General features: G+C 40.2%; 20 protein-coding genes. All 20 read right to left on the bottom strand.

Annotation, left to right across the window (positions count from 1 at the left end; all coding sequences use genetic code 11):
• Positions 1–14: 14 nt before the first annotated feature.
• Positions 15–1139, bottom strand: coding sequence for a flagellar biosynthesis protein FlhF (gene flhF, locus SPD53_RS03325; protein WP_336251641.1), 1125 nt, complete (start codon positions 1137–1139; stop codon positions 15–17).
• A complete protein-coding gene (gene flhA / locus SPD53_RS03320) occupies positions 1136–3169 on the bottom strand; it encodes a flagellar biosynthesis protein FlhA (protein WP_336251640.1) in 2034 nt (677 codons plus the stop codon). The genes flhF and flhA overlap by 4 nt, the downstream gene beginning before the upstream one ends.
• Positions 3170–3182: 13 nt before the next feature.
• Positions 3183–4271: a flagellar biosynthesis protein FlhB gene (gene flhB / locus SPD53_RS03315; protein ID WP_188855731.1), complete on the bottom strand. Its 1089-nt coding sequence runs from the start codon at positions 4269–4271 to the stop codon at positions 3183–3185.
• 1 nt (position 4272) lies between these two features.
• Complete coding sequence (fliR, locus tag SPD53_RS03310) at positions 4273–5052, bottom strand: flagellar biosynthetic protein FliR (RefSeq protein WP_336251639.1); 780 nt, start codon at positions 5050–5052, stop codon at positions 4273–4275.
• A gap of 3 nt (positions 5053–5055) precedes the next feature.
• A complete protein-coding gene (fliQ, locus tag SPD53_RS03305; protein ID WP_156855442.1) occupies positions 5056–5325 on the bottom strand; it encodes a flagellar biosynthesis protein FliQ in 270 nt (89 codons plus the stop codon).
• 29 nt (positions 5326–5354) lie between these two features.
• Positions 5355–6020, bottom strand: a complete 666-nt coding sequence (gene fliP / locus SPD53_RS03300) for a flagellar type III secretion system pore protein FliP (RefSeq protein WP_336251638.1) — start codon at positions 6018–6020, stop codon at positions 5355–5357.
• Positions 6013–6660, bottom strand: a complete 648-nt coding sequence (locus SPD53_RS03295; protein ID WP_336251637.1) for a flagellar biosynthetic protein FliO — start codon at positions 6658–6660, stop codon at positions 6013–6015. Before SPD53_RS03295 ends, fliP begins: the two co-directional genes overlap by 8 nt.
• 6 nt (positions 6661–6666) lie before the next feature.
• A complete protein-coding gene (locus SPD53_RS03290; protein WP_156855445.1) occupies positions 6667–7029 on the bottom strand; it encodes a response regulator in 363 nt (120 codons plus the stop codon).
• A gap of 23 nt (positions 7030–7052) precedes the next feature.
• Positions 7053–8231 (bottom strand): flagellar motor switch phosphatase FliY, encoded by a 1179-nt coding sequence (gene fliY / locus SPD53_RS03285; RefSeq protein ID WP_336251636.1) that lies wholly within the window; start codon positions 8229–8231, stop codon positions 7053–7055.
• The gene (fliM, locus tag SPD53_RS03280; RefSeq protein WP_156855447.1) at positions 8224–9219 is read right to left on the bottom strand and encodes a flagellar motor switch protein FliM; all 996 of its coding nucleotides are present in this window, start codon (positions 9217–9219) and stop codon (positions 8224–8226) included. Before fliM ends, fliY begins: the two co-directional genes overlap by 8 nt.
• Before the next feature lie 29 nt (positions 9220–9248).
• A complete protein-coding gene (locus SPD53_RS03275) occupies positions 9249–9665 on the bottom strand; it encodes a flagellar basal body-associated FliL family protein (RefSeq protein WP_156855448.1) in 417 nt (138 codons plus the stop codon).
• Complete coding sequence (locus SPD53_RS03270) at positions 9658–9876, bottom strand: flagellar FlbD family protein (RefSeq protein WP_336251635.1); 219 nt, start codon at positions 9874–9876, stop codon at positions 9658–9660. The genes SPD53_RS03275 and SPD53_RS03270 overlap by 8 nt, the downstream gene beginning before the upstream one ends.
• A gap of 59 nt (positions 9877–9935) precedes the next feature.
• On the bottom strand, positions 9936–10730 hold the full coding sequence (gene flgG / locus SPD53_RS03265) for a flagellar basal body rod protein FlgG (protein ID WP_188855724.1): 795 nt from the start codon (positions 10728–10730) through the stop codon (positions 9936–9938).
• 85 nt (positions 10731–10815) lie between these two features.
• Complete coding sequence (locus SPD53_RS03260; RefSeq protein ID WP_188855723.1) at positions 10816–11187, bottom strand: TIGR02530 family flagellar biosynthesis protein; 372 nt, start codon at positions 11185–11187, stop codon at positions 10816–10818.
• Between the two features lie 27 nt (positions 11188–11214).
• Positions 11215–11664 carry a flagellar hook assembly protein FlgD gene (gene flgD, locus SPD53_RS03255; RefSeq protein ID WP_156855452.1) on the bottom strand — a complete coding sequence of 150 codons (450 nt, stop codon included), beginning with the start codon at positions 11662–11664 and terminating at the stop codon, positions 11215–11217.
• A gap of 8 nt (positions 11665–11672) precedes the next feature.
• A complete protein-coding gene (locus SPD53_RS03250; protein ID WP_198042590.1) occupies positions 11673–13124 on the bottom strand; it encodes a flagellar hook-length control protein FliK in 1452 nt (483 codons plus the stop codon).
• A 14-nt stretch (positions 13125–13138) separates the two neighbouring features.
• Positions 13139–13720 (bottom strand): magnesium transporter MgtE N-terminal domain-containing protein, encoded by a 582-nt coding sequence (locus tag SPD53_RS03245; RefSeq protein WP_198042591.1) that lies wholly within the window; start codon positions 13718–13720, stop codon positions 13139–13141.
• 21 nt (positions 13721–13741) lie between these two features.
• A complete protein-coding gene (gene fliJ / locus SPD53_RS03240) occupies positions 13742–14185 on the bottom strand; it encodes a flagellar export protein FliJ (protein ID WP_156855455.1) in 444 nt (147 codons plus the stop codon).
• Positions 14185–15504, bottom strand: coding sequence for a flagellar protein export ATPase FliI (gene fliI / locus SPD53_RS03235; protein ID WP_198042592.1), 1320 nt, complete (start codon positions 15502–15504; stop codon positions 14185–14187). Before fliI ends, fliJ begins: the two co-directional genes overlap by 1 nt.
• A complete protein-coding gene (gene fliH / locus SPD53_RS03230; RefSeq protein ID WP_198042593.1) occupies positions 15504–16241 on the bottom strand; it encodes a flagellar assembly protein FliH in 738 nt (245 codons plus the stop codon). The genes fliI and fliH overlap by 1 nt, the downstream gene beginning before the upstream one ends.
• Position 16242 lies beyond the last annotated feature (1 nt).

The raw sequence follows: 16242 nt of genomic DNA, 5'->3' as shown, positions 1-16242 counted from the left end.
GGTTCTTCGCCTGGTCAGTCATCTTCTTGCTCCACAATCAGATCGCTGATTAAAGTTGGAGTTGGTTTCACTAAATCATCGGGAACGTCTTGTCCATTGGTTAAGTAGGCAATGCCGATGCGGTTATTTAAGGCGATCGAAAGGATACTGCCATACTGCGTCGTTTCATCCATTTTCGTGAAGATCATTTCTGTAAGGGGTATGTCCTGAAACTGTTCAAATAAGTCCTGTACGTCTTTTGGTTTAGTGGTGAGCGCCAATACGAGATAGGTTGCAATAGATGGTACATCTTTCAACATCTCTTTAAGTTGATTGATATAAGCTTTTTCACGAAAATTCCTTCCAGCTGTATCGACAAGAATCACATCATAATCCGTAAACGTTTCAATCGCTTGCCTATAATCATCAACTTGGTAAGCAACTTCCAATGGAACATTTAAAATACGGGCATACGTTTTTAATTGTTCCACCGCAGCAATACGATACGTATCGGTTGTTATGAAAGCAACCTTCTTTTTTTCTTGTAGTATAAGCTTGGCTGCAATCTTAGCAATCGTTGTTGTTTTACCAACCCCAGTCGGCCCGACAAATTGAACAATTTGCTGTTCACCTGTGATACCTTGAAAGGACAGTCCATTCAATTCATTACGAATGACCTGTTTCAGTGCGTTCGCAATATTCGCTTCCGTCACTTCACTTCCCTCATCTGCTAAGAAGCTAATTGTCTTTTCAATAATTGCTTCAGCGAGTGTTTTTTCCACTTCCTGATCGAGAAGTTGCTGAAGCGCAAGTTGATATAATGCTGGAAGCTTCGTCTCATCTTTTGCCGCTTCCAGTTCGATTAAATTCTTTAAATTCCTAATTTCTTTAAGTACCGGTTCTATTGTTTGCAGATCAGTTTGAGTTTTACTCGTTTGTTCCATTTTAATCTCTTTAGCTTCCAGCGGCTTTGAGCCACGCTTGATGGGATCTGGATCATGCGCGGCGATGACCTCAATCCTCTTCTTTTGAAACAGACCGAGGAAGCCTTTTTGTTTAATTTCTTTTGATTGAAGAATAACCGCTTCTCGGCCGAAGTCTTTTCTTATTTCATTCATCGCTTCAGGCATAGTGTCCGCTATATATTTTTTTATCTTCACGCAATATTCACCACCCCTACACTTTGCACCTGGACATCCGGTTCCAATTCGTTATAAGACAATACAACAACTTGCGGCAAGAACCGATCAAGCAATTGTTTTAAATACATTCGGATTGCAGGCGAGCACAAAACAATTGCTGTATCTTCCTGAAGTGTCAGCTTCTCCACTTCCTGATGAATCGCTGTAATTATTTCTTGTTGTTGATCAGGTTCAAGAGATAAATAATTCCCATGCTCTGTATGCTGAATACTTTCTGCGAGCAACTTCTCCACTTTACCGGATACCGTAATGACGGTAAGAGTACGGTCGGGCTTTGCGTACTGTTCCGTCAGTTGCGCCGACAAGGATTGTCTAACATATTCCGCGAGTAATTCCGTATCATTCGTCATCTTGGAAAAGTCGGCCAATGTTTCAAATATGACCGGCAGATTACGGATGGAGACATTTTCCCGAAGCAGTTTTGCCAATATCTTTTGCACATCACCGATTGCAAGCGGCTCAGGAGTAACCTCATCAACTAAAATCGGGTTCGTCTCTTTCAGGTGATCGATAAGCTGTTTCGTTTCCTCTCTACCTAGCAAGATATGGGCATGCTGTTTGATCACTTCTGTAATATGGGTTGAGACGACAGATGGCGGGTCTACAACGGTATAACCGGAAAGCTCAGCTTCATCCTTATGTTCCTCCGTAATCCATTTCGCAGGGAGACCAAAGGCCGGTTCCAACGTATCAATTCCTTCAATTCCATCGTCATCCATATCAGGTGCCATCGCTAAATAATGGTCCAGCATCAGCTCGCCTTTTGCCACTTCATTTCCTTTGATCTTCAATCGATATTCATTTGGATTCAGTTGAATATTATCTCTAATTCGCACGACAGGGATAACCATCCCAAGTTCAATTGCCAGCTGTCTACGAATCATAATCACTCTTTCTAGCAAATCTCCACCTTGATTCGCATCGGCAAGTGGGATCAGTGCATAACCGAATTCGAATTCAATCGGATCAAGGTTAATTAAATTCACAACATTCTCCGGTGTATGCAGCTTGGCACTTTCCGCTTCATCCACTTCTTCCTCATCCGGTTCATCCGGTATAGCCGGTTTTCTATCAATTATGTAACCGGTGAAAAATAATAGACTTGCAAGTGCTGTCGTTAGAAAGAAGTTGATCGGTGTTAAACCGAGCAGGAAAACTGTTCCAGCAGCTACGTATAAAAGTTTAGGATATTGAGTGATTTGATTCACCACATCCGTACTTAAATTTTCCCCGTCACTTGCACGGGTAACAACAATTCCAGTTGCCGTTGACATAAGGAGGGCTGGAATCTGAGTGACCAACCCGTCACCCACTGTGAGTCTAGTAAACAATTCAACTGATTCATTTAAGGATAATCCCATCTGGAGCATCCCGATAATAATTCCAACAACGATATTAATAATAACAATGATAATTCCAGCAATTGCATCGCCTTTTACGAATTTACTGGCACCGTCCATTGATCCGTGAAAATCTGCTTCCCTTTCTATCTTTTTCCGGCGTTCTTTTGATTCTTGTTCCGTAATTAGTCCGGCATTCAGGTCTGCATCAACACTCATTTGCTTACCAGGCATCGAGTCCAAAGAAAATCTGGCTGCTACTTCAGATACCCGTTCTGAACCTTTTGTAATAACTAAGAAGTTAATAATAACTAGAATAATAAAGACGACAAACCCGACAAGCGGATTACCACCAATTACAAAAGAGCCGAATGTTTCTACAACCCCTCCCGCATCACCTTCTGAAAGGATTGCTCTTGTTGTCGACACGTTTAAACCTAACCGAAATAGAGTGACTAATAGGAGAAGCGTCGGAAAAACAGAGAACTGAAGGACTTCCGTTGTGTTCATCGCCACAAGGATAACAATCAAGGAAATCGTAATATTCACAAGTATAAGTATACTTAAAACGCCACCCGGAAGCGGGATGACGAGCATCATAATAATTAAAATAACTCCAATTAGTACAGATAAATCTCTTACCTTCATTCAGTGTCTCTCCTCAAGATCTTGCTTTATTATCCATTTGATACACATATGCCAATATTTCCGCAACAGCCTGATAGAACTCTTCCGGGATTGTTTCCCCAACTTCAACGATGCTATAGAGTGATCGTGCAAGAGGTTTATCTTCTACAGTTGCTATATCATGTTGTTCGGCAATTTCTCTGATCTTCCGCGCAGTGTGATCCACACCTTTAGCAAGCACGTAAGGTGCACTTGCTTTATCTTCATCATATTTAAGAGCAATCGCAAAATGGGTCGGGTTCGTAATAACAACATCCGCTTCTGGAACCTCCGACATCATACGTCTCGTCGCCATCATGCGTTGTTTCTCTTTAATTTTCGATTTGATCAGCGGATCACCTTCCATATTCTTATACTCATCTTTAATATCTTGTTTCGACATCCGCATATTTTTTTCAAAGTCAAATCTCTGGTAAAAATAATCGAGTACCGCTAAGAAAAGAAGTGCGACAGTAGCAGAGAAGCCCATTATAATTGCGACTCTTCCAAACAATGCAAGCGCACTCTCTGCATTTGTAAACATTAGCATGAGTACCTCATCTTTATACATCCAAATCACGCTGAAGGTGATCGCACCAATAAAAGTGATTTTTAAAAGGGATTTTAAAAGTTCAACTAAAGCACGAATTGAAAAAATCCGTTTCGCACCTTGAATCGGATCGATTCGCTTCAAATCAAATTTTAATGGTTCCGTTGAAAACAATACACCTCTCGTTTGGATAAGGTTGGAGGCGAATCCAGCAATTATGGCAATCAGCATGATCGGTGCAAGCATTTTCGCGGCTTCAAGTGTTGCCCCATTCAAGACCGTAGCAACTGATTCAATCGTAACATCCCAATGAATGAAGTTTGTAAATGCTTGAATGAAGAACGTCAGCATCGTTTCAAGAATAAAACCGCCAAAAATGAACAGAGCCAAGAAGCAAAGTGCGAGTAATATAGCCGTATTAATATCTTGGCTTTTCGCAACCCGTCCCTTTCTCCGTTCATCCTGACGTTTTTTTGGGGTCGCTTTTTCAGTTTTTTCTCCAGCAAAAAACTGTAAATCCATTGTCAACCGCATGCTACGCACCTCCGAAAATCCTCAATAATTGCCGCATCGTTTGAAGCATCGTACCGAATAAATTCTCTACCGCAGTCATAAAAAGGGCTAAGAAAATTAAAATCGCCATAAAGCTGACAAATATTTTCAGCGGCAATCCGACAACAAATACATTCAATTGCGGTACAGTACGTGCAATAATACCAAGCGCAATATCCACAAGAAATAGCGTGCCAACGATGGGAATAGCCATTTGAAAAGCAATAATAAACATATAATTGAATGCCTGAATAATAAATTCCGCAATCGATTCCTCATGAAGCGGAAGATAAGCATCGATTGGCACGAATTCGTAACTTGTAAAAATTCCATCAATAATCAAATGGTGTCCATCCACGGCAAGTAAGAATAAGAGGGCAATCATATAAAAATATTGTCCCGTTAGTGGACTTTGTGCACCTGTTTGCGGATCAACGACATTGGCGATTGCAAAACCCATCTGGAAATCAACAAATCCCCCGGCAACTTGCAATGCCGAGACAATGATAAAAGCTATCAATCCAATCAGCAGGCCAACAAGCGCCTCTTTCACTACAAGAAAAATATATGTATGATCCAGCGCTAAAATGGATGTATCAATTGTCTGGAAAAGTATGAGTGCTAAAAAGAAACTGAATCCAATGCGGAACGGCATTGGAATCGTCCGATAAGAAAATAATGGAATAACGATAAAAAATGACAACAAACGAACAAAAACAAGTAATAATATTGGCAGTCGGTTTAAATCAATTAATTCAAGCATTGCTTACCCTACAAGTACATTTAAATTTTGAAATATATCGGCACCAAATTCCACCATCGTTGTCAACATCCATGGGCCGAAAAAAATAAGCCCGATTAATACTGCAACGATCTTCGGAATAAAGGCTAATGTCTGTTCTTGAATTTGTGTTGTTGCCTGGAAAATACTGACTAATAATCCCACCGCAAGGGCGAGTATGAGCAGTGGACCTGCTACAAGTAAAATTGTATAGATACCACGCTCAGCAAGTGCTAAAACAAATTCGCTCGTCATATAGAACACCTTCCTCCAGTAAATTCACGCTAAAACCCTGTCAGTAACGAATGGGTGACTAAATACCAACCGTCAACAAGCACAAATAAAAGAATTTTAAAAGGTAGTGAAATCATTACCGGCGGAAGCATCATCATTCCCATGGACATTAGAATACTAGCAACTGCCATATCTATAACGAGAAATGGAATGAAAATCATGAATCCCATCTGAAAAGCAGTCTTCAGTTCACTAATTGCAAAGGCCGGAATCAATGTCGTTAATGGAATATCTTGTATAGTTTCCGGCGGTTCAGCCTCTGAATAATTTAAAAATAACGCAAGATCTTTTTGCCGGGTGTGCTTTGACATAAATTCTTTCATGGGTACACTGGCATTCTCATAAGCTTCATCCAATGTAATTTCCTCCGCGAACAATGGGTCAAGCGCTTCGGTATAAACCTCTTGAAAGGTAGGCGCCATGACAAAGAACGATAGAAATAGTGCTAACCCAATCAACACCTGGTTGGGCGGCATTTGCTGTGTCGCGAGGGATGTGCGAACGAATGAAAGCACAATGACAATACGTGTAAAAGAAGTCATAAGAATTAAAATCCCTGGTGCCAGTGAAAAAACCGTCAGCAATAAAATCAAGCGAACAGAAGTCGATATATTTGTGGGATCTGAACTGGAAAATATCTCAATAAATTCATTCATTTCTATCTTCCTTATTTCTTTCGATAATAGATTTTCGCGTTTTTTGCAGACGATTCAGTTCTTGATTGAACAGGCGGTTAAATTGATCCTCTTCCACCTTTTCTTTCTGATTCTTGTTCAGAATTGAAGAAAGTATATTACTAGCATCCAGTTCGCTCTCTTGTTCTTTTTTCGCTCTCATAATCTCTTCCATTAAAGTCGGATCATCAAGCTCTTCCAGTAAGGTAATATTTTCAGCAACCCCAATCAGATAAAGTTTGTTGCCTAAACGGATTAGTTGGACCGTTTTATTCTGACCAACTGGAATACCTCCAACATTTTCCAAACTCTTAATACGATTGCCGATTTTATTTCTTCTCTTTAAAAAATAGAGAAAAACATAAATTAATCCTACGACAAGCAATAACGCAAACACTAAGCGAACAATTTGAAAGAATAAGGAACCAGGTTCTTCTTGTTGCAGTAATTCGGTATTTTCATTACTTTCGTCTTCTGTCACTTGTTCTTCACAGCGTTCCGGATTTTCCAGGCATTCATCAACATATTCCGGCTCAGCATGTATATAACTGATCTCCCCAAACAAGCCGCATAAGAAAACTGAAAAGATTATAAAAAACGTAACGATAGGTTTCATAGACATAGACGCTTAGCTCAAAGCTTTTTGGATAGCTTCTAATACACGGTCAGCCTGGAATGGTTTTACGATAAAATCTTTAGCTCCCGCCTGAATTGCATCAATAACCATCGCCTGTTGCCCCATAGCTGAACACATAATGATCGTAGCATCTGGATTAATACCTTTGATTTCCTTTAGCGCAGTAATTCCATCCATTTCAGGCATTGTAATATCCATCGTTACAAGATCGGGTTGTAACTCCTTATACTTTTCTACTGCTTCTTTCCCGTCCTGGGCTTCCCCAACAATTTCGTAACCATTCTTCGCTAAAATATCCTTTATCATCATACGCATAAATGCTGCATCGTCAACAATTAAAATTTTATTAGCCATTTTCTAATCCTCCTACAATAAATTTATTTAAGTTTCATTATTCGGTCGGATTGACTGATTATGTCGGTTACCCGTACACCGAAGTTCTCTTCAATAACAATAACTTCGCCTTCTGCAATCAACTTCCCATTAACTAAAATATCAACTGGTTCTCCCGCAAGTTTATCCAATTCTACAATAGAACCTTGCGATAAATCGAGAATATCCCTTATCGTTTTCTTCGTCTTTCCTAACTCCACTGTCACTTTAAGAGGGATATCGAGTAACATATCTAAGTTATTCTGCTCATTTTGTGAAAGTGGTGCAGGTTCGAATTCAGAAAACGTTGCTTGTTCGACTGCTGGACGCTCTTGATCGAACGCATTGCCAAGATATTGGGATTCAGTTGGTTGAGTTTGTTTCTTTTGCACTTCCGGTTTCCGGATAGGTTCCTGTGCTTGATGTCCGTCCTCAGACTTAAACGCATCTCTTGCGGGTGATTCCACAGTGCTCGTTGCAGCCGCTTCCTGTTTGGCAGCGGATTGCTCTTCCGCAGTACCCGACAGCAAGTCAGCCACTAATTCCTTAGCAAAACCTAATGGAATGAGCTGCATCATGTTTGAATCGATTAAGTCACCAACAATGAGACGGAAAAATATTTTGACATAAACATCTTCTTGGAAAATCTCTTTCGCTTCCGATTCGATTGAACCTTCAATAATCTGTGGTGGAGATATATCCACTTTTTTATTGAAAACGGTAGACATGCTAGTGGCCGCTGTTCCCATCATCTGATTCATTGCTTCCTGGACAGCACTTATATATATTTCCGGAAGTGTTTCATCCGGCTCTTTCCCATCTCCACCTAGCATAATATCAGCAATAATCGCTGCATCCGTTGCTTTTATGACAAGGATGTTCCTTCCTGTAAAGCCTTTCGTATAATCAACTTGGATACTAACCGGCTGGAAAGTAAATTCTTTTGCCAATTCCTCATTTTCAATAATACTTACAGATGGAGTAGTTATTTCTACCTTCTGGTTGAGTAATGTCGATAAGGTTGTGGCAGAACTTCCAAAGGAGATATTTCCAATTTCTCCGATTGTATCAATCTCTATATCGGATAAGTAAGTATCGTTGCCGGGTTCTTGTTTATCATCCTCCTCTGTACCTATATTGAGAAGTGCATCAATTTCATCTTGAGATAACATACCATCATTCATGGGCGTTAACCCCCTTTTTAATTTCCTCTAGTACTTGAACAGCTATCTTTCTCTTCTGCTTACCCGCTTGAACATAAAATTTTGGTTCCTCGTTCACCGTAAGCAACAATGGATTTTCAATCTGCTGGTTAAGCGCGATAATATCATTTGATTGCAACTTTAAAAATTCATTGATCGAAATGGTTGTCTCCCCGAGAATCGCACGAACATCCACTTCAGCAGTTTGTAAATTATTGCTTAATTTCCGGTAGGCATTCTCATCCGGCTCTGCTGCGGTATTATCCATCCAATAATGAGCCGATAACTTGGGAATAATCGGTTCCAGCAAAGTATGTGGGATACATAGATTAATCATGCCTGTCGTTTCCCCAATTGCCGCCGACATGGATACAACGACAACTGTATCATTCGGTGCGACCATTTGGATGAATTGTGGATTCTCTTCAAACTCTTCAAGAACCGGTTCAACTTCAATCAAAGTTGACCATGCTTCTTTCAGATTATAAGTTGCCTTTTCAAATATTTGCTTCAGTAAAATAACTTCAATTTCTGTTAAACTATCCGTTTTTGAAACAGTAGTTCCTTTCCCACCTAAGGTTCGATCAAGTAGCGCATAGGCGACATTCGGATTGACTTCAATAAGCAAATTTCCCTTTAATGGCGACATGCTGTATAGATTTAATACGGTCAGCGAGGATATGGACCGGACAAATTCTTCATATGGCACCTGATCAACGGAGGTTACAGCTATATGTACATAGGTTCGTAAATGCGAAGATAGAAAAGTTGTCAGCATGCGGGCATAGTTTTCATGGATCCTGGAAATACTGCGAATCTGGTCTTTTGAAAACCGTAATGCCCGTTTGAAATCATAGACACGAATCTTCTTCTCTTCTTCTTCCTTCTTTAATTCTTCTGCATCCATTTCTCCGGATGTGATTGCCGAAAGCAACACATCAATCTCATTTTGAGACAGTATTTCTTCCATCTTGTTCCACACCTCCTTCTGAGGAGTTCTTACTGCAGTATTTTATCAATTGTGTATACATCGGTGATCGATCCTTCTGTCATTACTTCATTCAAACTATCTTTAATTGTTGCCTCGAGATCACCTAGTCCTGTTTTGAATGTTTCCACGTCCATGACAGCGAGTTCCTTAATCAGTATATTCACTAGTTGGAAATCTCGTAAACTTATTTCTTCATGAGCAGCTTTACCGTCTGTTACAATTTGAAATTGAATTCTGACAAACGTCCCGTCCTGCAGATCCGTGACGATTTCTGGTGTCTCATAAGAATATTTTACAACCTCATCAATCGTCAGCTCTTTTTCTTCATCTGCCCCTTGTACATTCAATACAACAATCAAGGCGGAAATTGCTCCGACTAATAAGACTGCGAGAGATGTGATCATAACTTTTACTAATCTACTCATTTTGGTCACCTACTTGTTTGTAAACTTCCTGCAAGCCGATTTCCTTATAAAACATTTTAATTAAGTGGAGTACTTCAGCTACTGTGTTTTGGACAATTACCTTTTTGCCATTGATTAGTGTGATTGTCGTATCTGGAAGTGCTTGGACTTGCTCAATTAGAATTACATTTAAGGCAAACGACTCGCCATTTAACTTCTTTAATTCAATCATAAATTCATAAATTTGGCGGGAGTGACGAACCTCTTAGTAAGTCACCCCGCTCCTCCTTATTATCGTTTTAGATTTACCATTTCTTGGAGAATCTCATCAGATGTCGTAATAATTCTCGTATTCGCCTGGAAACCACGCTGAGCGGTAATCATTTCCGTAAACTCCTCTGCTAAGTCAACGTTAGACATTTCGAGGGAGTTGCTGATGATTGCTGATGTACTCTGATCTGATTCTGGTGCCACGAGGGTCGCTGGTCCAGAACTTCCCGATTCTCTGTATAAGTTATTTCCATCTTTTACTAATCCAGATGGATTCGAGAAAATGGCAACTGCAATTTGACCGGCATTTTGCCGCTCGCCTTCAGCATCGATATACTCAACAGTACCATCTGTTAATATATTGAAGCTTTGAACATTATCTGGTATTTCAATTCGTTCGCCATCCACTGTCTGCAAATACATTCCATCAGCGTTCACAACATATCCTTGGTCATCCAGATAGAAGTTACCGGCTCTTGTGTAAAAGGTTTCTCCATTAGCTTCAACTGCAAAATACCCATCCCCTTGAATAGAAAGGTCAAGTGGGTTATTCGTCGTTTGACGGAATCCTTGGGTATGGATATTATCAATTGTTCCTTGTTGGGAACCGAGACCGACTTGGGAAGCGTTCTTTCCACCCCGTGTTGCTGTTGCTGCTTGTCCGGATGCTGTCGTTTGACTCATCATTTCTTGAAATGTAACCCGCCCTTTTTTAAATCCTGAAGTACTGACGTTGGCGATATTATTCCCGATGACATCTAGTTTCGTTTGAAAGTTTTTCATACCTGAAATACCTGAATACATAGAACGTAACATAATTAATTTCTCCTTTAATATGCATTATTTTTATTAAGCTATGTCAATCAGTCGATAGCTTATTGGGCTTCCAATATGGTCCAGCCTACTCATCAATTAAAATCGTTCCATTAATATTTGTGAAGATTCGGTTACCCGCTTCCTGCCGATCAAGCGCAGTTACAACAGTATTATTCTTTGCGCTGACTAATAGAGTTGCTTCATTCAATACCACTAATGAATCAGTAATACCTTTTTGTCTTGCTTCTTGCACTTTTTCCCCTATGGTTTGCCAAAGTTCCTCTGGGATATCGATGTTCCTTTCCTTTATTCGATCAGAAGCATGTTTACTAACTTTCAATTTCTGCTGTTCTGTTAAAATATCGTTAAAAGAAACATTCGAAGTCTGCTGCTTTGCCGGAATGGATTTAGGAAAATGTAATGCTTGCTTCGGTATTTGGTGTATACGGTGATCCATAACCATTCACATCCTCTTTATCCCTATTTAATCTTCACCTTCACTTCTTACTTCTCTAACAGCGTCCGCATATACTTTATCGCCATTTTCAAGTTCAAGTATTGCCCAGCCATCTTTTTGACTGACTCCAACAACTCGACCCGTTTTCATTTTATTTTCAGTTTCTTCTTCCGAGTCTTCATTATCCAATTCGTAAGAGACAAACTTCCCAATCATATGACTGTATTCAATCACAGGTGAAACGAGTTGGCTTTGGACGAGCATTTCAATGGAACGCGACATATTCATCATCTGTTCTAAAGAAGAAAGCTGTGTCATTTGCGCCACCATTTCCTTACTATCCATCGGATCAGTTGGATCCTGTTGCTGAAGCTGTGTGATTAGAATCTTCATAAAACCCTCTTTATCAAGATCCGGCTTAGGCTCCCTTGTATTCGGTTGATTGGATAAGTAGAAGGATGGATCAACTTTATACATATCTTCACCTACACTTTCTCATTTAAAATCAATTCATCAAAAAGACTTGCAAATGTTTCATTTTCATCCTTTTCTTCCTTATGATCAGAAGTTGATTGATCATCTTGCTCATGTCCCTCCGCTTGTCCTTCTTCTTTATAAGTTGCTTGTGATTGTTGTACGAGTGTCTCATTTCTTTCAATCACAACTTGATGCGGTGCGAACATATGCCTTAATTGTTGTCCGTTTGCTTCAAGCATTTTCTTTGCAGCATTCGTTGTAACCATGATTTTTACAATCATTTCCCCATCAACCTGGGTAAAGCGTACGAGCATTTCTCCAAGGTTAGCCGGTTTTAATGTGATCGCAAGCTGTCCTTTTGGTTGCTGGAAGACTATGCTCTTCGAATCAATCAATCGGTTGAACTGTTCTATCAACGCTTTTCCTACTTGATTGTTATCCGAGTTTGACGGCAGATGGATAACCATTTGCTCCACTTGTGAAATTGGCATTTGCACAGGCTGTGCCTGAGCAGTTGTAACTGGCTGTTCTTTGTGGACTGTCATTTCGAAAGCATTACCGATCCACCGGATGATATCTGTGTTCGTCACTTTTGATTCGAGTGCATATACACTTTTTGTATGAAAATTCATCTTCTGTTGATAAAGCTTTACAAGATCCTGCCAAATTGCCGGTGTTTGGTTATTAGTTTCTCTTTTTACAAACGGCAATAATTCAGTTTGGTTACCTGCTTTTTCACTCAGTTGTTGCCAAGCCATTAAATACTCAAGAATTTTCGGAGCGACTTTTGCTACATCTTCTTGTGTCTCAATCAGCGAGAGTTTTTGTTCAATTTCCACGAACAATTCATTGACTTCCTTCTCTAGTTCCGCCATGTCAACAGGAGGATTTACTGATATGTTGTTTGTTAAGTTTGATGGTAAATCTCCTGATATTCGTGCAAAATCCGTTTCAGATACCTGCTCCATTTGCCCAGTGAATTTACCGATAAACTCTTCCCTTTTTTCTGTAGGCAATGCATGAATCAAGGTTAGAATTGTTTCAACAAGATCTGCCTTTTCATCAGTCTCCTTGACTATTTGCGGGTCATCTTCCGTTTTCTTAGTGGAAGGCTCCGTAACAGCTTTTTCCTCAACAGTTAACATTCCATCCCAAGAGACACCATCGGTTTCTTCCAGCTCATCAAGTATAGATAATAAGTCTTCTTTATCTAGCTTCGTGAAAAAGGAACGCAGCATTTCAAGTAAATCATCTTGTTCCACAGACGTCTCATCAGTCCGATTCTCCTGCTTCGTCTTTGTCAAATCTGTCAGTTTCTCGTCAAGCATGTACGTAAAATCAGAGCCATTTTGTAATTCATCCGACTCGGCAGGTGATGATCCTACTTTAGTTGGATAATCCATAAAAGCGACCCATTGCCATAACGTCATATTCGCTTCCAGTTTCTCACCCCCTTTCATGAGGTGTTCATTCATTAATTCAGCATTTTTGCAGCCAATTTAGCAGCAAGTTCTGCTTCCATCGCTTGTAAAATATCGCCTCGCGCGTCGTTCGGAAGCTCGCTTAGTATAAGCACAATCCGGTCCTCATCCATATTAGCCAGAATGGCTGCAGCACCTGAAGCTTTCATTTCTTCAAATGTTTTTGCCATATCTCTTAAGGATTTATCTATTTCCTCTGTTGTGTCTTCGTCATCTTGTTCATCAAGTCCATCTGATGAACTGATCGCTTCCTCTCGGGATGCTTCTTGTTCCATTTGATCAAGCGTTGCTTCAAGGTCAGCTATATAACTCTCCATCTGCTCCAGTTCGTCTGACTTTGTTTCCAGTTCCTCCGTTAAACGGGAAGCCTCCTTTTCCAGAGCATCCTCATCTGGACTTGTTATAAAGTTTGATATAACAGGAAGCTCGCTTCCCTTCTCCTTTGTCCAATCCACAACACTGAATCCGGCAAAGTTTAAGATGACAACGATAATCACAATAATGATGAGAAGAGGAATAATGACCGCAAATAACAGCCATAGGACAGGATTAATTTTCTTTCTTTCATTGTTCATGTTACTGGCCATTTAATTCACCTATTTTTGATTACTTAAGTATTGGTTGATTGAAATTTCATCCATAAACGCTTTTTCCAGCTTTGCTCTTCTGTCTGTTTCCTGTTGTTTTCGTTTTTCGATAATGCTTTCGAACTTCTTCACTTCAATATGCGCATCTGTTAAATGCTGTTGTTTCTGTTCCATTTGAGTTCTTGCAAATTGTACTTCTCTTTGCAAATGGATGATTGCATCATTCAGATTCTCAATATACGTAATCTGTTCTTTAATACGTTCAAGTGGTGTCTGATCTTGAATAAATTCATCATAGGATTCTTCTGCCATTTCCTTTTTCTTGAGAAGCTCGTATAGCTTTGTAGCTACTTTTTCAAAAGCTTCCTGTGAATTTAAAAATGCTTTCTGTGCAACTTTTTTCTCATTTTCTCGAACATTCAATAATTTCGTTAATGAGACGGTTTGTGACATCAGGACATTCCTCCATTAATGCTCTGGCTCATCATATCAATCGCTTCTTCTATAGTATTATCTTCCTGAACATCTTGCTTTAAAAAATGCTGGATTTTCGGATAATACGTAATAGCACGATCAATCTCTTGGTTGGAGCCTTTCTTATACGCTCCGATATGGATTAATTCACTATTTTCTTCATATGTCGCCATCAAAGAACGTATCTCACTGGCCACTTGCTTGTGCTCTGGACTTGCTATTTGGTTCATGACACGGCTGATTGATTTCAATACATTGATTGCGGGATATTGGCCGCGCTCCGCTAATTTCCGGTCCATTACAAAGTGTCCGTCTAATATCCCTCGAACAGCATCCGCGATCGGTTCATTCATATCGTCTCCGTCGACAAGAACGGTGTAAAATGCGGTAATTGCACCTAATGCATTCGTACCTGTTCGTTCCAGTAATTTGGGCAAGATGGAAAACACAGACGGGGTATATCCTTTCGTAGTCGGCGGTTCACCGACGGCAAGACCAATTTCCCGTTGCGCCATGGCAACACGGGTAACAGAATCCATTAGTAAATTAACTTGAAAACCAAGTTCCCGAAAATATTCACTAATAGCGGTAGCGGTATAAGCACCCTTAATTCGCATAAGTGCAGGCTGGTCAGATGTGGCGACAACTACGATAGATTTTGCCAAACCTTCTGGGCCTAAATCTTTTTCGATAAATTCTCGCACTTCTCTGCCCCGCTCTCCGATTAATGCAATGACATTAATATCTGCATTACTGTTTCTAGCAATCATGCCTAGTAAAGTACTTTTTCCCACACCACTTCCTGCGAATAAACCGACACGTTGACCTTTCCCCATCGTAAGCAGGGCATCAATAACTTTAACACCGACTTGATTCGCCTCATGAATCGGCGGTCTTTCTAGTGGGTTTGGTGGCGCTTGTTCCGTCAAATAACTGGACAATCCCTTAGGTAACGGAGAGCCATCAAGCGGGTTACCGAGCGAATCTACCACCGTACCTATCAACCCTCTACCCACTTTAATCGTTAAAGGTTTTCCGGTCGATTCGACTAAACATCCCGGACCAATCTCCGTCACTTCACTGTATGGCATGAGGATAATATTCTCGTTATTAAATCCTACTACCTCCGCTAGTATCGGGTTCCGTTTCTTTGTCGCAGAATGAATATAGCAGACCTCTCCTATGTTTGCTTCAGGTCCGAGTGATTCAATCATTATTCCAACAACACGCGAAACTTTACCATAGCGTTTATAAGGATCAGCATTTTCAATCGCTTGAATATAGTCTTCTACTATCATTATTCATGCTCCATTACTAATTCTTTTAAAACGTTGCGGATTGCTTCGAGCTGGGTGTCGATGGATGCATCGATTTGCCCAAAAGGATGTTCGATGATGCAACTATTTTCCGGTAACTCTTCATCTATGTATAGAGATAGTTTCGTATCTTTCTCTAGCATCCGCTTCAGTTCAGTCTTTTGCGCCAACACAGTTTCATAATTATTAGGATGAAGATAGATGGATACAACGGATTGATCGTTGATTTCCTTTAATGCCAGTCTGACAATTTCTAAGAACTTTTCAGGTGATTCGTTCAGTTTTTCACCAAGAATTTTTTCTGCTGTATGAATAGCAATGTCGGTAATGACATATTCTGTCTGCTCTAAAGTCTTTTGATAGTCAACTTTAACAAGGTCGACAATGCTGTTGGCCTTAGCTAGTAGAGATTCGTACTGTTCTATGCTTGCTTTCTTTCCCGCTTGGAAACCAGCTTCGTACCCAGCCTTCTCGGCAGTTTCCATGAGTACAGCTTTTTCTTCTTCCCAGTTTTCCCGCGCTTTGCTGATTTCCGTCTGTACTTCGGCAAGCATCGTCGCCTTCCGTTGCTCTATTTGTTCTAGCTCTTCTTCTGCTTGTTGAAGATACGCTAACACGTTTTCGGCTGCTTCTTCTGATTCTTTTTCTGACGACTGTTTTCTCATATATTCAATCGGCTTAACTTTAATTTCTCGTTTTGGAAGTTCATTTGATTCCATC

It is taken from the genome of Oceanobacillus sp. MO10714A, assembly GCF_037072045.1.
Taxonomy (GTDB): Bacteria; Bacillota; Bacilli; order Bacillales; family Amphibacillaceae; genus Oceanobacillus; species Oceanobacillus indicireducens.
Note: the sequence above shows the minus strand (reverse complement) of the source record. Positions and strands in the feature narration are given on the sequence as shown.

Excerpts from the sequence above, each read along its gene's own strand:
- fliM (WP_156855447.1), bottom strand. The coding sequence starts at position 9,219 with ATGGAAGAAATACTGTCTCAAAATGAGATTGATGTGTTGCTTTCGGCA.
- fliQ (WP_156855442.1), bottom strand. The coding sequence starts at position 5,325 with ATGACGAGCGAATTTGTTTTAGCACTTGCTGAGCGTGGTATCTATACA.
- SPD53_RS03290 (WP_156855445.1), bottom strand. The coding sequence starts at position 7,029 with ATGGCTAATAAAATTTTAATTGTTGACGATGCAGCATTTATGCGTATG.
- SPD53_RS03245 (WP_198042591.1), bottom strand. The coding sequence starts at position 13,720 with ATGAACAATGAAAGAAAGAAAATTAATCCTGTCCTATGGCTGTTATTT.
- flhA (WP_336251640.1), bottom strand. The coding sequence starts at position 3,169 with ATGAAGGTAAGAGATTTATCTGTACTAATTGGAGTTATTTTAATTATT.
- flgG (WP_188855724.1), bottom strand. The coding sequence starts at position 10,730 with ATGTTACGTTCTATGTATTCAGGTATTTCAGGTATGAAAAACTTTCAA.
- fliI (WP_198042592.1), bottom strand. The coding sequence starts at position 15,504 with ATGATAGTAGAAGACTATATTCAAGCGATTGAAAATGCTGATCCTTAT.
- SPD53_RS03250 (WP_198042590.1), bottom strand. The coding sequence starts at position 13,124 with ATGAAAGGGGGTGAGAAACTGGAAGCGAATATGACGTTATGGCAATGG.
- flhB (WP_188855731.1), bottom strand. The coding sequence starts at position 4,271 with ATGCGGTTGACAATGGATTTACAGTTTTTTGCTGGAGAAAAAACTGAA.
- fliY (WP_336251636.1), bottom strand. The coding sequence starts at position 8,231 with ATGAATGATGGTATGTTATCTCAAGATGAAATTGATGCACTTCTCAAT.
- fliP (WP_336251638.1), bottom strand. The coding sequence starts at position 6,020 with ATGAATGAATTTATTGAGATATTTTCCAGTTCAGATCCCACAAATATA.
- SPD53_RS03295 (WP_336251637.1), bottom strand. The coding sequence starts at position 6,660 with ATGTCTATGAAACCTATCGTTACGTTTTTTATAATCTTTTCAGTTTTC.
- fliH (WP_198042593.1), bottom strand. The coding sequence starts at position 16,241 with ATGGAATCAAATGAACTTCCAAAACGAGAAATTAAAGTTAAGCCGATT.
- fliR (WP_336251639.1), bottom strand. The coding sequence starts at position 5,052 with ATGCTTGAATTAATTGATTTAAACCGACTGCCAATATTATTACTTGTT.
- fliJ (WP_156855455.1), bottom strand. The coding sequence starts at position 14,185 with ATGTCACAAACCGTCTCATTAACGAAATTATTGAATGTTCGAGAAAAT.
- SPD53_RS03275 (WP_156855448.1), bottom strand. The coding sequence starts at position 9,665 with ATGAGTAGATTAGTAAAAGTTATGATCACATCTCTCGCAGTCTTATTA.
- SPD53_RS03260 (WP_188855723.1), bottom strand. The coding sequence starts at position 11,187 with ATGGATCACCGTATACACCAAATACCGAAGCAAGCATTACATTTTCCT.
- SPD53_RS03270 (WP_336251635.1), bottom strand. The coding sequence starts at position 9,876 with ATGATTGAATTAAAGAAGTTAAATGGCGAGTCGTTTGCCTTAAATGTA.
- flgD (WP_156855452.1), bottom strand. The coding sequence starts at position 11,664 with ATGTATAAAGTTGATCCATCCTTCTACTTATCCAATCAACCGAATACA.